This window comes from Microvirga ossetica, assembly GCF_002741015.1.
In the GTDB taxonomy this organism is placed as follows: domain Bacteria; phylum Pseudomonadota; class Alphaproteobacteria; order Rhizobiales; family Beijerinckiaceae; genus Microvirga; species Microvirga ossetica.
Genome location: NZ_CP016616.1, coordinates 2,763,292 through 2,777,043, shown reverse-complemented (window position 1 = coordinate 2,777,043; position 13,752 = coordinate 2,763,292). Strand labels below are relative to the sequence as shown.

Genomic DNA, 13,752 nt, shown 5'->3' with positions numbered 1-13,752 from the left:
ACGACAGGCGGGGCGCTCCATGCCGGAGCGCCCCGTTTCGTTTCGGGTCAGATGACGAAGAAATCCTTTTCGGTCATCTTGAGCTTCTTCGAGAGGGTGGCGATTTCCACCGCCTTGGCTTTGCCCGAACCGTCCGCATCGTAGAAGAGCTTGCCGGTTTTCTTATTGTAGATCAGGTGATCGTTCGCATCCTTGGCCTTGTCGAGAGCGAAGAAATCCTTGGCGAGCTTTGCAGGCTTCTTCTCGCTCCCTTTCGTCCCGAGCTTCTTGAAGATCTTGTTCTCGAGCCAGACCGAGTCGTCCTTGACGCTGAAGTCGAGGATCCTGTCTACGTTCGTGCTCTTGTGCGGCTTGGTGTCGAACACGAACACGTCCTTGCCCATGCCGCCGCCGAGCTGATCGTTGCCCAGGCCGCCGGCGATCCTGTTGGCGCCGCCATTGCCGGTGATGCTGTTGCCGAACGCGTTGCCTTTCAGCGACAGGGCTGCGATCCCCGCGGCCGCGGTGAGGTTTTCCACGTCCGCGCCGAGGGTGAAGTCGATGGACGTCCGAACCGTATCGGTGCCGCTGCCGCCGCTCACGCCATCACCGGCATTGTCGACGATGAGGATGTCGTCGCCCGCACCGCCATCCATGATATCGGAACCGGAACCGCCATCGATGACATTGGCGGCAGCATTGCCGGTGAGCCTGTTGTCCAACGCATTTCCGGTCAGCGAGATCGCTGCGGATCCGGTAGCGGTCAGGTTCTGCAGCGCGTTGCCGAGCGCATGGCTGAACGCGCTGTGAACCGTATCCGTCCCGCCGCCGGCGAGTTCGACGATCGTATCCACACCGTCGACGATATACGTGTCATCGCCACCCCCGCCGGACAAGGTGTCCGCACCCGCACCGCCGTCGAGCGTGTTGGCCGCCGCATTGGCCTGGATGAGGTTGTCGCCTGCATTGCCGGTGAGCGAGACCGCCGCGGCTCCGGCCGCTTTCAAATTCTCCAGATGGGCACCGAGCATGTAGGACGCGGCCGTCACAACTGTGTCGATGCCTTCATTCGCCTGTTCGATGATCGTATCGGCGCCGTCGACCACATAGGTGTCGTCGCCCGCTCCATCGATCATCGTGTCAGCACCGGCACGGCCGTCGAGCACGTTTGCCGCGGTGTTGCCGGTCAACCTGTTGCTCAACCCGTTGCCCGTCAGGTCGATCGAAGCCGTTCCCGCGGCGACAAGGTTTTCGAGATTTGCTGCGAGAACAAAGGACGCGCGAGTGAGAACCGTGTCCGTGCCTTCTTCCGCAAGCTCGGTGATGCTGTCGTTCGCATCGATGACGTAAAAATCGTCTCTCGCACCGCCCTGCAGATGATCGGCGCCCGCTGCGCCATCGAGCGTGTTGGCAGCGGTGTTGCCGATGAGGGTGTTGTCAAGCCCGTTGCCGGTCAGGGTGACCGCCGCGAGACCCGTTGCGATCAACCTCTCCAAGTGATCGCCGAGCGTGTGGCTGAATGCGCTGTAGACCGTATCCGTTCCGCCGCCGGCAAGTTCGATGATCGTGTCGGCGTCGTCGACGACATACATGTCGTCACCGCCTCCACCGGACAAGGTGTCCGTACCGGCGCTGCCGTCGAGCGTGTTGGCGGCGGCATTGCCCAGAATCAGATTGTCGGCTGCGTTGCCGATCAGGCTGATCGCCGCCGATCCGAGCGCCGTCAGGTTCTCCAGGTGATCGGCCAGCGTGTAGGACGCGGTCGTCATGACCGTGTCGATGCCTTCGCCGGCCTGCTCGATGATGGTATCGCTGCCATCGAATAGATAAGTGTCGTCGCCCGCTCCACCGATCATCGTGTCCGCGCCGGCGGCGCCATCGAGCACATTGGCTGCACCATTGCCGGTAAGACTGTTGTCCAGGCCGTTGCCCGTCAGGTCGCTCGGGGCCGTGCCGGCGGCGACCAGGTTTTCGAGATGGTCTCCCAGACCATAGGACGAGCCGGTGAGAACGGTGTCGATGCCTTCTCCCGCGAGCTCGGTGATGTTGTCGGCCTCGTCAATGATATAGAAATCGTCTCCTGCGCCTCCGTGCAGATGATCGGCGCCCGCACCGCCATCGAGCGTGTTCGCTGCGGTGTTGCCGATGAGGGTGTTGTCGAGCCCGTTGCCGGTCAGGGTGATCGCCGCGAGACCCGTTGCGATCAGTCTTTCGAGGTGGTCGCCGAGAACATAGCTCGTTGCGCTGCGGACGGTGTCGATCCCGCCCTCTGCCACTTCCACGATCTTGTCCGCATCGTCGACGATGTAGGTATCGTCGCCATCGCCGCCGATCAGGGTATCGGCGCCGGCGCCGCCGTCGAGCACGTTTTCGGCGGCATTGCCGGTGAGCGTGTTGGCGAGGGCGTTGCCGGTCAGGGCAATGGCCGCGTTCCCCGACGCGACGAGGTTCTCGACGAAGGCCGCGAGGGCATAGCTGACGGAGGTCTCGACACTGTCGATCCCGCCGTCATCCTCCTCCTCGACGACATCGTCCGTGTTGTCGACCCGATAGAGGTCGTCCCCTGCGCCGCCGCGCAGCACATCGATGCCTGCTCCGCCGTCGAGCGTGTCGTTGCCGTCGCGGCCTTCCAGGGTGTCGCTGCCGCCGTCGCCAGTGATGCGGTTGTCGAGACCGTTCCCGATCCCGGCGAGGCCCTGGCTTCCGACGAGACGGAGATGCTCCACATGGTTGCTCAGGGTGTAGCCGATCGAAGCGATGACCAGGTCCTCGCCGCGGTTCTCGTCCTCGCTGACGACGTCGCCGGGATCGTCGACGATGAAGGTGTCGTTGCCCGACCAGCCCCAGAGCTCGTCGGCCCCTTCGCCGCCGTCGAGGGTGTCGTCCCCGTCGAACCCGAACAGTCGGTCGTTCCCGCCCAGGCCTTCGAGCAGGTTGCTGCCGCCGTCGCTGCCCAGGAGCGTGTTGGCGAGGCCGTTGCCGGTGCCGCGGATATTCTCAAATCCCTGGAGAATGAGAACTTCGACGTGATCGGGGAGAGTATAGGAGATGTAGGCTGTGACGGAATCGCCGCTGCCGCCGTCCTCAGCCTCGATCACCACGTCACCGGGATTGTCGACGGCATAGGCGTCGTTGCCCGCGCCACCTTCCAGGGTGTCCGCGCCCTCCCCGCCATCGAGCCGGTTATCCGCATCGTTGCCGATGATGGTGTTGTCGAAGGCATTGCCGGTCACGCCGGCATTCGGATCGGTATGATCCTGGCCGTCGACCAGAGAGAAATTCTCGGCTTCCTCGAGGAAGTAGGTATTCCAGATCGGATCGAATCGGTATTGGGCCATGGCACGCACACTCCCCCGAAGAGAAGGTCCGGCCTCTCACCCGAGAGTTTCTCTATATCATATCGTGACAATTTTCATATGACCTCCGGCTTGCATTTCGGGCACCGAGATTTTCCGAAATGCAGATCCGACAGCTGCTCGCACAGCCTTGCGTCATTTTGACCTGCCCACTACCCCGCTGGGGAGGCTTAAAACGCCACGCTTTCGCGCCTAGGCTTCGAGGGTGCGTTAGGGTGCCATTAACCCTTTCGCGCGGACACTGAGTGCGTTGCCTCTTACCCCTTTGCTAAAAGCCATGAGCGACCTTCTTGTCAGTATCCGCCATGCGAAGTCCGACGACGCTGATGCGCTGTCGAAGGTCTTCGAGGAGGCCTGGCGGGAGGCCTATCTCGGGATCATCCCCGGGTTGACCCTGGACAAGATGATCTCCCGGCGAAGCCGGCGCTGGTGGCGCTCCACCGTGTCCCGCGGACGGCCGCTCGTGGTGCTCGACATGGGCCAGGGGGCGGTCGGCTATGCGTCCTACGGACGCTGCCGTGACCGGTCGCTGCCGGCGAACGGGGAGATCGACGAGCTCTACCTGCTGCCGGAATACCAGGGCATCGGCCTGGGGCGGCGCCTGTTCAAGGCCGTGCGCAACGATCTCCGTCACCGGGAGCTGGAGCGGATCGCGATCTGGGCGCTCGAGGAGAACGAGCGCGCCTGCGCCTTCTACGAGGGCATGGGCGGGCAACGGATCGCCCGCGTCGACGAGCGCATCGGCGGAGCGCCCCTGTCCAAGGTCGCCTATCTCTTCCGCTGACCGGATCTGTCCTCTCTTGACCCGAAAAGTCCTGAATCCTCGGGCGTTTCGCGCTTCGAAAAGGGTTTTCCTTTTGGAACCGATGCTCTAGGGAAGCATCCAAGCTTCAGAAAGCGGCCTTTCGCTTAAGCCGCTCTCAAACCGAGCCTTTGCCGCATTTTCGGTGGTGCCGTCTCCCTCCCGTGGAGGATGCCGCACCTGAAAATGCTTCAAGCCTTGTTCCGGAGAACAGCTCTATGCGCCTTGATGCGATCAAGATTGGAAAGAACCCGCCGGACGACGTGAACGTCGTCATCGAAGTGCCCCTCGGCGGCGAGCCCATCAAGTACGAGATGGACAAGGAATCCGGCGCGCTCGTCGTCGACCGCTTCCTCTACACCTCCATGCGGTATCCCGGGAATTACGGCTTCATCCCGCACACCCTGTCGGGCGACGGCGACCCCTGCGACGTGCTGGTCGCCAACACCCGCGCCATCGCGCCGGGCGCCATCATGAACGTGCGCCCCGTCGGCGTTCTCGTGATGGAGGACGACGGCGGCCAGGACGAGAAGATCATCGCCGTGCCGTCGAGCAAGCTGACCCAGCGCTACGACCGGGTGGCGAACTACACCGACCTGCCCGAGATCACGATCAAGCAGATCGAGCATTTCTTCGAGCACTACAAGGATCTCGAGCCCGGCAAATGGGCCAAGATCATCCATTGGGGCGATGCCGAGGAGGCCCGCCGGCTGATCCTCGAAGCCGTTGAGCGCGCGAAGGCCGCGAAGTAGGGCCGTTTCGGCTTCCGAAGCACTGAAGGCACAGCCCGGCTCAAAAGTTTGAGCCGGGCCTTTTCGTCCGATGAGATCGCCCTCAAAGTCTTGCGCGATGTTCCGCACCTCCTGAGCCCTCATCCTGAGGGCCGCCGCAGGCGGTGTCTCGAAGGATCAGGGCGCTTCCAGAGAGCACTGGCTTTCAGATCACGAAGAAATCCTTGTGCGTGATCTTCAGGTTCTTGCCGATGCTCGCGAACTGGATCGCCTTGGCGGATCCCGATCCGTCCGGATCGTAGAACAGGGCACCGGCTTTCTTGAGGTACAGGACCCGGTCGTCCTTGTCCTTGAAGTGATCGCCGATCAGGAAGGCCTTGCTCGACAGCGTGCCCTTGGAGAGCTTGGAAAAGACTTTCTTCGACAGGTGAACGACATCGTCGACCGGGAGGAAATCCGCGACGGCGTCGCGGTTCGAGGCCGCGGGCTTTTGATCGAACACGAAGACGTCCTTCCCGTCGCCGCCAAAGAGCGTGTCGTTGCCGGTTCCTCCGGTAAGCGTATCGTTGCCGATCTGGCCGGAGAGCTGATCGTTGCCACTGAGGCCGAACAGCCGGTCGTTTCCGGATTCGCCCGTCACAGTCTCGGCCTTCGCCGTCCCGGTGCGCACCAGAGGATTCGTCTCGACCACGTTGCGGATTGTGATGGTGAAGGATTTGGTGAACTCGCCACCATAGGCGTCCTGCACCTTGACGGTGATCGCGTGCTCGGCGGCGGTCTCGTAGTCGAGTGCTCTCGCGAGCACGATTTCGTTGCTGCTGTTCAGGCCGAAGAACCCGCCCGCATTCGACACGAGGGTATAGAACAAATCGTCGGCGTCGGGATCGCTGCTGTAAAGATCGGCCACGCTGGCGCCCACCGCCGTGCTCTCGGAGACGCTCGTGCTCGACAGGGAGATGTTGGTCGCGGCGCGATTGGTCAGGGCGATGGTTTGGTCCGCAAACTTGACCAGGCGGATGTCCTTGAGCGTGTCGGTTCCGTTTTCCGAATTTCCCAACAGATGCTCGACGGTCACGGTCCCGTCCGCGTTGTGCACAATCTTGTATTCCGCGCGGCCGCCCGAGAACTCGGCCATATCCTCGCCGGAACCGCCATCGAGCGTGTCGTTGCCGCCTCCGCCGATAAGCGTGTCGCTGCCGCTGCCGCCGACGAGCCTGTTGTGAGCCTCATTGCCGATGAAGCGATCTGCGCCGGAACCGCCTTCCAGATTCGTAATTCCGATCAGCATATCGGAGCCATAGCCACCGGTAGGCTGGGCAATTTGAATCCTGAGATCGACCTTGGCTGCGGAGGAGCCGGTATATCGGACCGTGTCGGTTCCACCACCCCCGTTAAGGGTATTGTTGCCTGTGCTGCCGACGAGCGTGTCGTTATGGGCGCTGCCGATCACGTTCTCGATGTCGATGAGAGTATCGCTGCCCTGCCCGCCGTTGATCGCCTGCGACGTGGTCCGGCTGAGATCGACGCTCACGCCGCCAGTCGCGTCGGAATAATTGACCGTGTCGTTTCCGGCACCGCCGTCGATGGAATCGTTACCCTCGCCGCCGGCGAAGATCTCGGCTTCCACTCCGCCATAGGCGGTGTCGTTGCCGCTCCCGAGCTTGATGGTGCCGCCGAGCGCCCGCCCCATGAGGCCGTTATAGAAGTCGTGTCCGTCGCCCAGATCCATGAGGACGGCATCGGGCGCAGCGGACGTCGTCCGCAGCGTGCCGGCATTGATGACCCGGTCGCTGTCGACATTGCCCGAGATGACCAGGCCTCCGGCCGTGATCGTTCCCACATTATCGACGATGTGGGCGCCCCCTTGCATGAAGAGGATGCCCGCACCTCCGGCATCGATCGTCCCCATATTGTTGACTGTGTGGTCCGCAGCTGACACCGCGAAGCGGATCGCCGCACCGTCGCCACTCGTGGTCCGGAGCGTGCCTTCGTTGGTGACCGTGCCCAGATGGCCCATCAATTGCAGGATGTCGTATCCGTTTGTGATGGTCCTGCCTTTGCTGATCAGGATGTGACCCGTGTTGGTGGCTATAAGAACAGCTGAACCGCCGTCCGGATTGTCGACGTTGAGCACGATCAAATCGTACCCGTCATGTATAAGGGGGTACTGAATGGGATTCTCTTGGGTGTAGATCACGCTCGGCATGGGACATCCGCTAAACCTGAAAAGCTGGATGTCATATTATATATTATTTCGTTACATGAGAAGCGGTACCTGACCGCAGGAAAGCCGAGCTTTGGCCCGGACTCCGCGTTCAACCTTACTCCGCCGGAGCCGGCACCGCGCTCCCCGCGCTGCGGTACTCGGCCCAGGCCTGCCGCAGGATCTGTACAGCCGAGGATAGGAACAGGGCCGCCATGATGCCGGCGACGATCAGGTCGGGCCAGGCGCTCGTCGTCGCCCACACGGCTCCCGCCGCCGCCATGACGATGACGTTGCCGATGGCGTCGTTGCGCGAGCACAGCCAGACCGAGCGGACATTGGCGTCGCCGTCCTTGTAGCGCATGAGCAGCAGCACGCTGGCGAGGTTGGCGGCGAGCGCCAGGATCCCGATCGCGCCCATGATCTCGGCACGCGGCAGGCCGAGGATCAGCAGGTGATAGAGCGTCGAGCCCAGCACCCAGGCGCCCATCAGCGACAGGCTCACGCCCTTGAACAGGGCCGCCGTGGCGCGGATGCGCAAGGATGCGCCGATGACGGCAAGGCTCAGGCCGTAGGTGATTGTATCGCCGAGAAAGTCGAGGGCGTCCGCCTGCAGGGCCTGCGAGCGGGCAAGGTGGCCGGCGACGATCTCGGTGACGAACATGGCGGCATTGATCGCGATCACGGTCCAGAGCACCCGCTTGTAGCGCGGATCGACCCCGTCGAGGACCGGCACGCCGCCATGGCAGCCGCAGGCCTCCTCCGCATGAGCGTGTCCCATTGCCGGCCCATGGGCGTGATGCGCATGGCCATCGTGCGCGTGGTCGTGGTGCTCATGCGAAGAACAGCAGGCCCCGTGCCGATGGTCGTGATTCTCGCTCATCCGAATCTTCCTCTTGTCTGCCGGGACAAGTCGTACAATCTCTAGCGACTAGAGGTTCAAGAGGAAAATGATGGGTCTGTCGATTGGAGACCTGTCGCGCCGGGTCGACGTGAAGGTGCCGACCATCCGCTATTACGAGCAGATCGGCCTGCTGCCCTCCCCGCCGCGCACGGAGGGCCGGCAGCGGCGCTATGGGACGGAGGATGTGTCGCGCCTCAGCTTCATCCGCCATGCGCGGGATCTCGGATTCGAGGTCGATGCGATCCGCGAGCTGCTGAGCCTGAGCGCGAGGCCGGAACAGCCCTGCGAGCCCGCCGATCAAATTGTGCTGCGGCACCTGGGAAACGTCGAGCGGCGCATCGCCCAGCTGAAGCTCCTCCGCTCGGAGCTGCGGCACATGCTCGACGATTGCAGCCACGGGCAGGTCGGCGAATGCCGCATCATCCAGGTGCTCGCCGATCACGACCAATGCCGGCACGAGCACGGCAAGGTGGGCTAACAACCGAGCCGAAATATCACCCTCATCCTGAGGAGATCGCGAAGCGATCGTCTCGAAGGAGGATCCAGTGCGCGCTGGAAGCTCCTTCGAGACGCAGCCTACGGCTGCTCCTCAGGATGAGGCAGGAGTCTTTCAATAACGCTTCTACAGCGCCTCGCCCTTCAGCAACCGCGGCGCCTCGCGCTTGGTCAAACCAGCCGCTTCGCGGATGAAGAAGCGCTTGAGGCCGGGCATGCGGTCGACGAGGCCCAAGCCCAGATCGCGGATCAGGCGCACGGGCAGCACGTCGTTGGAGAACAGCCGGTTCAGGCCGTCGGTCATCACGCCCATGGCGGTGATGTCGGTGCGCCGCGCACGCTCGTATTGATCGAGCACGTCGGCCGCGCCCGGATCCAGCCCCAAGCGCATGGCGTCGGTGACGATCTCGGCCAGAGCGGCCGCATCGTGCAGGCCGAGATTGAGCCCCTGGCCGGCAATCGGGTGGATCACGTGGGCGGCGTCGCCGAGGAGCGCCAGCCTGTCGCCGACGAAGGAGCGCGCCACGCCGAAGGACAGGGGATGGGCCTGCGGCCGGGTCTCGAAGGAGAGCCTGCCGAGCTGCAGCCCGAAGCGGCGCTCCAGTTCGATCAGCAGATCCTCGGGATGGGACTCGAGCAGGGCCGGTACGTTCTCCGTGCGCTCGGTCCAGACGATGGAAGAGCGGTGCTGCAGGCTGCCGTCGGCCTGCGGCTCGTCTTTAAGCGGCAGGATCGCGAAGGGGCCGGAGGGCAAAAAGTGCTCCACCGCCCGGCCCTCATGATCGCGTTCATGGGCGATGGTGGCGACGATGCCGGATTGCTTGTAAGGCCAGGCGATCCAGCCGATGCCGGCCTGCTCGCGCAGGCGCGAGCGCGCACCGTCGGCGGCGACGAGAAGCGCGGCCTGCAGGCTGCCGCCGCCCGCCAGGGAAACATCCGTGCGGGTGCCCTGAACCGCAAAGCCCTTCACCCCCTCGGCCTTGAGATCGACGCCAGCCTCCCGGCAGGCATCGAGCAGTGCGGCGGTGATGTCGCCCGCCGTGATCATATGCGCGAAGGGTTCGTCTCCCTCCACGTCGCCTGCGAAGGTGAGAAAGGTCGGCCGCACCGGGTCCTGCAGGCGGCTGTCGGTGATCACCATGTCGAGAATGGGTTGCGCCCTGTCCGCAACCTCCGTCCAGACGCCGAGCGCCTCCAGCATCCGGCGCGCGGCGGCGGCGATGGCATAGGAGCGCTTGTCCCCGTGCGGATCGCGCTTCAGCGCCGGATCGCACATGACCACGTCGACGCCGTCGGAGAGCGCCCGCTTGAGCGCCAGCGCCAGAGACAGGCCGGCAAGGCCGCCGCCGGCGATGACGATGCGCGGCTGCGCCAAGGATCGCTCTTTCCTTTTTGCTGCGCTCATCGCTCTTTCTCCATGACTCGACCGTCAGCACTCGAATGGTCAACGCTCGAACGTTATAGGTGGGTGTCAGCGATCCATCGGCCAGCGTCAAGCTTGACCTTCTTGCACCTCTCCCCGATGGATGACAGCATCCCGTTGAAGGATCTTGCGAAGGATTTTTACGCCCCATGTCCCGCGCCGTTTCCGATCTTCTCGCCATTCTCGACCTCGAACAGCTCGAGGTGAACCTGTTTCGCGGACAGAGCCCGAAGAGCGGCTGGCAGCGCGTGTTCGGCGGGCAGGTGATCGGCCAGGCGCTGGTCGCCGCGACCCGCACCGTGGGCGGGCGCCATCCCCATTCGCTCCATTGCTATTTCATGCTGCCGGGCGATCCCAAGGTCCCGATCATCTACGAGGTGGACCGCATCCGCGACGGCAAGAGTTTTACCACGCGCCGGGTGCTGGCGATCCAGCATGGGCAGGCGATCTTCGCCATGTCGGCCTCCTTCCATCTCGACGAGGAGGGTTTTGCGCATCAGGCCGAGATGCCGAAGGTGCCGGGACCCGACGAGCTGCCGAGCGAGGAGGATGTGAAGGGCCGGCTGCTCCTGCAGATGCCGGAGCCCATGCGCACCTATTACGAGCGCGAGCGGCCGCTCGAAATCCGACCCGTGGAGATCAACCGCTATCTCTCGCGCGATCCGGGCGAGCCGCGCTTCCATGTCTGGATCAAGACCACCGGGCGCCTTCCCGACGATCCGGCGATCCACCAATGCGTGCTCGCCTATGCCTCGGACATGACGCTCCTCGACACCTCGCTCATTCCCCACGGCCGCACGGTGTTCGAGCCTTCGATCCAGCCGGCGAGCCTGGATCACGCCATGTGGTTCCACCGGCCCTTCCGGGCCGACGAATGGCTGCTCTATGCGCAGGACACCCCGAGCGCCGGCGGTGCCCGCGGCTTCTCCCGCGGACTCATTTTTAAGCAGGATGGGACCCTGGTCGCCTCGGTTGCGCAGGAAGGCCTCATCCGCGAGCGCAGAACTTAAGTCATCTGCCTAAAAATTAATCAATAAAGCTATTTTATAGCCGAGCTTCGCCTGCCTCTTTTCGAGGCAGAGGCCCTCCTCCTATGGCTCGTATAGTTTGGCATGTTTCTTGCCTAAAGCCCCACGACACCCGTCCGGACCAGGCCGGGTTCACAGTGGAAACCGCCGCTCGACTTCGGGCGGACGTCTCAAAAAGGGGGCTTAACCCATGAAAATCGTGATGGCGGTCATCAAGCCGTTCAAGCTCGAGGAGGTACGCGACGCGCTCACCGCTCTCGGCGTGCACGGCCTCACCGTGACCGAGGTGAAGGGATACGGGCGGCAGAAGGGCCATACGGAGATCTATCGCGGCGCGGAATATGCCGTGAGCTTCCTGCCGAAGCTGAAGATCGAGGTCGCCGTGGCAAGCGAGCTCGTGCCGCAGGTGATCGACGCGATCACGGCGGCCGCGCGCACGGGCCAGATCGGCGACGGCAAGATCTTCGTCACCTCGCTCGAAAAGGCGGTCCGCATCCGCACGGGCGAGACCGACATCGACGCCCTTTGATTTCCCTTTCTTGCTGATTTCCGGAGTTCACATCCGATGAAGTTTCGTCATCTCCTCATGCCGGCGCTCGGTGCGCTGGGTTTAAGCCTCGCATTCATCGAGCCCACGCTCGCGCAAGACGCAGCGGCTCCCACCGTCAACAAGGGCGACACCAGCTGGATGCTCGTCTCGACGATCCTCGTGATCCTCATGACGATCCCGGGCCTCGCCCTGTTCTATGGCGGCCTCGTGCGCACCAAGAACATGCTCTCCGTGCTCATGCAGGTCTTCGCCGTCTTCTCCCTCGTCGCGATCCTGTGGGTGTTCTACGGCTACTCGCTCGCCTTCACCTCCGGCGGCGAAGGGGTTGGCGCCTTCATCGGCGGCTTCTCCAAGGCGTTTCTGGCCGGCGTGACCACGGATTCCACCGCCGACACCTTCACCAAGGGCGTCGCCATTCCGGAATTCACCTTCATCGCCTTCCAGCTCACGTTCGCGGCCATCACCCCGGCCCTGATCGTCGGCGCCTTCGCCGAGCGCATCAAGTTCTCGGCGGTGATGGTGTTCACGGGCCTGTGGCTGACCTTCGTGTACCTGCCCATCGCCCACATGGTGTGGTTCTCGGAAGGCTATCTCTTCGGCCTCGGCGCTCTCGACTTCGCCGGCGGCACGGTGGTTCACATCAACTCGGGCGTGGCCGGCCTCGTCGGCGCCCTCATGATCGGCAAGCGCATCGGCTACGGCCGCGACCTGCTCGCCCCGCACTCGCTGACGCTCACCTTCGTCGGCGCCTGCCTGCTCTGGGTCGGCTGGTTCGGCTTCAACGCCGGCTCGAACTTGGAGGCCACGGGCGGCGCGGCGCTTGCGCTGATCAACACCATCCTGGCTCCGGCCGCCGCCGGCCTCGCCTGGATGACCGTCGAGGCGCTCGGAAAAGGCAAGGCCTCGCTGCTCGGCATCGCCTCGGGCGCGGTCGCCGGCCTCGTCGCCATCACGCCGGCTGCCGGTCTTGCCGGCCCGATGGGCTCGATCGTCCTCGGCCTCGTCGCCGGCGCGGTCTGCTATGTGGCGGTCACGGGCGTGAAGAACGCGCTCGGCTATGACGACGCCCTCGACGTCTTCGGCATCCACGGCGTCGGCGGCATCATCGGCGCCATCGGCACCGGCATCGTCGCGGCTCCCTCCCTCGGCGGCTACGGCGTCGGCGAGTACTCGATCAGCGGCCAGCTGGTAACGCAGGTCATCGCGGTGGTGGTCACCCTGGCCTGGACCGGCATCGGCTCCGTGGTGCTCTACAAGATCACCGACCTGATCGTCGGCCTGCGCGTCACCCAGGACCAGGAGCGCGAAGGTCTCGACCTCGCGGATCACGGCGAGCGCGCCTACAACTACTAAAGAACAGCCTTCCAGAGGCTCGAACAGGAAAGCCCCGGACCGAAAGTCCGGGGCTTTTCTCATAGCAGTCCGATTGGGTCATCCCGGGCGAGCGCAGCGAGATCCGGGATCGTTGGACAAGTGTGGCGCGGGCGTCCCCTCCCTCCTTGTGGGGGAGGGCTAGGGAGGGGGGTGTGAGCGCCAACCTTTCAGAACGAAGGCGCCAGCACCCCCCTCTCCAACTCTCCCCCACAAGGGGGGAGAGGGTACTTGCGCCACACTCATCAGGCGATCCCGGGTTCTGCTGCGCTCGCCCGGGATGACGCTCGCGAACCTCACCCGTTCTTGATCAACTGCCGCAGCTTGGAACGCCGTGTCTCCTCCGGCTCCTGGAAGTTGGAGGTGCCGTAGAACTCGCCCTTGCCGTCCATCAGGAACAGGGTCGCCGAATGGTCCATGGTGTAGTCCTGACCCTCGGCCGGCACCTTGCGGTAATAGATCTTGTAGGCGCGGGCAGCGGCTGCGATCTCCTCCTCCGTGCCCGACAGGCCGACGATGCGCGGATCGAAGGAGGAGAGATAGGTCTTCATCAGTTCCGGCGTGTCGCGCGCCGGATCGACCGTGATGAAGGCGGCCTGCAACCTGTCGGCATCCTTGCCGAGGGCTGCCATGTCCTGGGTCAGATCGTAGAGGGTCGTCGGGCACACCTCCGGGCAATGGGTGAAGCCGAAGAAGACCACGAAGGGCTTGCCCTTCAGGTTCTCATCCGTGAACGGCTTGCCCTCGTGGCTGGTGAGCTTGAACGGCCCGCCGATCGGCACCTTGCCGGCGCTCTGCTGCTGCCCGGACGGGAACAGCAGCAGGCCCGCCGTCGCCACCAGCACCAGGAGGCCGGTCGTGAAGACGAGGAGCGGCACGAGAAGACGTTTGACCGTCATGGATTCTCTCC

Annotated in this window: 11 protein-coding genes; 6 read left to right on the top strand and 5 right to left on the bottom strand. The window is 63.9% G+C overall.

Going from position 1 to position 13,752, the window contains the following annotated elements; genetic code table 11:
* Positions 1 to 47: 47 nt before the first annotated feature.
* Positions 48 to 3,317, bottom strand: a complete 3,270-nt coding sequence (locus BB934_RS13105; protein ID WP_157934157.1) for a calcium-binding protein — start codon at positions 3,315 to 3,317, stop codon at positions 48 to 50.
* 295 nt (positions 3,318 to 3,612) lie between these two features.
* Here BB934_RS13105 and BB934_RS13100 point away from each other — a divergent pair, with 295 nt between their 5' ends.
* Both BB934_RS13100 and ppa read left to right on the top strand, forming a co-directional pair.
* On the top strand, positions 3,613 to 4,119 hold the full coding sequence (locus BB934_RS13100) for a GNAT family N-acetyltransferase (protein ID WP_099510026.1): 507 nt from the start codon (positions 3,613 to 3,615) through the stop codon (positions 4,117 to 4,119).
* A 236-nt stretch (positions 4,120 to 4,355) separates the two neighbouring features.
* Positions 4,356 to 4,889, top strand: coding sequence for an inorganic diphosphatase (gene ppa, locus BB934_RS13095; RefSeq protein WP_099510025.1), 534 nt, complete (start codon positions 4,356 to 4,358; stop codon positions 4,887 to 4,889).
* A gap of 184 nt (positions 4,890 to 5,073) precedes the next feature.
* On the opposite strand, the gene BB934_RS13090 is transcribed toward ppa, so the two are convergent.
* Entirely contained in the window at positions 5,074 to 7,002 is a 1,929-nt protein-coding gene (locus BB934_RS13090; RefSeq protein WP_162299161.1) for a calcium-binding protein, read from the bottom strand.
* Positions 7,003 to 7,189: 187 nt separating this feature from the next.
* Positions 7,190 to 7,954, bottom strand: coding sequence for a cation efflux transmembrane domain-containing protein (locus BB934_RS13085; RefSeq protein WP_099510023.1), 765 nt, complete (start codon positions 7,952 to 7,954; stop codon positions 7,190 to 7,192).
* Between the two features lie 70 nt (positions 7,955 to 8,024).
* On the opposite strand from BB934_RS13085, the gene BB934_RS13080 reads away from it, so the two are divergent.
* Entirely contained in the window at positions 8,025 to 8,453 is a 429-nt protein-coding gene (locus tag BB934_RS13080; RefSeq protein ID WP_099510022.1) for a MerR family transcriptional regulator, read from the top strand.
* A 144-nt stretch (positions 8,454 to 8,597) separates the two neighbouring features.
* On the opposite strand, the gene BB934_RS13075 is transcribed toward BB934_RS13080, so the two are convergent.
* A complete protein-coding gene (locus BB934_RS13075; protein ID WP_099510021.1) occupies positions 8,598 to 9,875 on the bottom strand; it encodes a ubiquinone biosynthesis hydroxylase in 1,278 nt (425 codons plus the stop codon).
* Positions 9,876 to 10,042: 167 nt separating this feature from the next.
* Between BB934_RS13075 and tesB the strand changes: the two genes are divergently transcribed.
* The 3 genes from tesB to BB934_RS13060 all read left to right on the top strand — a co-directional run bounded on the left by tesB (position 10,043) and on the right by BB934_RS13060 (position 12,824).
* Positions 10,043 to 10,903 carry an acyl-CoA thioesterase II gene (gene tesB, locus BB934_RS13070; protein ID WP_099510020.1) on the top strand — a complete coding sequence of 287 codons (861 nt, stop codon included), beginning with the start codon at positions 10,043 to 10,045 and terminating at the stop codon, positions 10,901 to 10,903.
* A gap of 208 nt (positions 10,904 to 11,111) precedes the next feature.
* The gene (locus BB934_RS13065; RefSeq protein WP_099510019.1) at positions 11,112 to 11,450 is read left to right on the top strand and encodes a P-II family nitrogen regulator; all 339 of its coding nucleotides are present in this window, start codon (positions 11,112 to 11,114) and stop codon (positions 11,448 to 11,450) included.
* Between the two features lie 36 nt (positions 11,451 to 11,486).
* Complete coding sequence (locus tag BB934_RS13060; protein ID WP_099510018.1) at positions 11,487 to 12,824, top strand: ammonium transporter; 1,338 nt, start codon at positions 11,487 to 11,489, stop codon at positions 12,822 to 12,824.
* 314 nt (positions 12,825 to 13,138) lie between these two features.
* On the opposite strand, the gene BB934_RS13055 is transcribed toward BB934_RS13060, so the two are convergent.
* Positions 13,139 to 13,741: an SCO family protein gene (locus BB934_RS13055; protein WP_099510017.1), complete on the bottom strand. Its 603-nt coding sequence runs from the start codon at positions 13,739 to 13,741 to the stop codon at positions 13,139 to 13,141.
* Between the last annotated feature and the right edge of the window lie 11 nt (positions 13,742 to 13,752).

Excerpts from the sequence above, each read along its gene's own strand:
- BB934_RS13105 (WP_157934157.1), bottom strand. The coding sequence starts at position 3,317 with ATGGCCCAATACCGATTCGATCCGATCTGGAATACCTACTTCCTCGAG.
- BB934_RS13100 (WP_099510026.1), top strand. The coding sequence starts at position 3,613 with ATGAGCGACCTTCTTGTCAGTATCCGCCATGCGAAGTCCGACGACGCT.
- ppa (WP_099510025.1), top strand. The coding sequence starts at position 4,356 with ATGCGCCTTGATGCGATCAAGATTGGAAAGAACCCGCCGGACGACGTG.
- BB934_RS13085 (WP_099510023.1), bottom strand. The coding sequence starts at position 7,954 with ATGAGCGAGAATCACGACCATCGGCACGGGGCCTGCTGTTCTTCGCAT.
- BB934_RS13080 (WP_099510022.1), top strand. The coding sequence starts at position 8,025 with ATGGGTCTGTCGATTGGAGACCTGTCGCGCCGGGTCGACGTGAAGGTG.
- BB934_RS13075 (WP_099510021.1), bottom strand. The coding sequence starts at position 9,875 with ATGAGCGCAGCAAAAAGGAAAGAGCGATCCTTGGCGCAGCCGCGCATC.
- tesB (WP_099510020.1), top strand. The coding sequence starts at position 10,043 with ATGTCCCGCGCCGTTTCCGATCTTCTCGCCATTCTCGACCTCGAACAG.
- BB934_RS13065 (WP_099510019.1), top strand. The coding sequence starts at position 11,112 with ATGAAAATCGTGATGGCGGTCATCAAGCCGTTCAAGCTCGAGGAGGTA.
- BB934_RS13060 (WP_099510018.1), top strand. The coding sequence starts at position 11,487 with ATGAAGTTTCGTCATCTCCTCATGCCGGCGCTCGGTGCGCTGGGTTTA.
- BB934_RS13055 (WP_099510017.1), bottom strand. The coding sequence starts at position 13,741 with ATGACGGTCAAACGTCTTCTCGTGCCGCTCCTCGTCTTCACGACCGGC.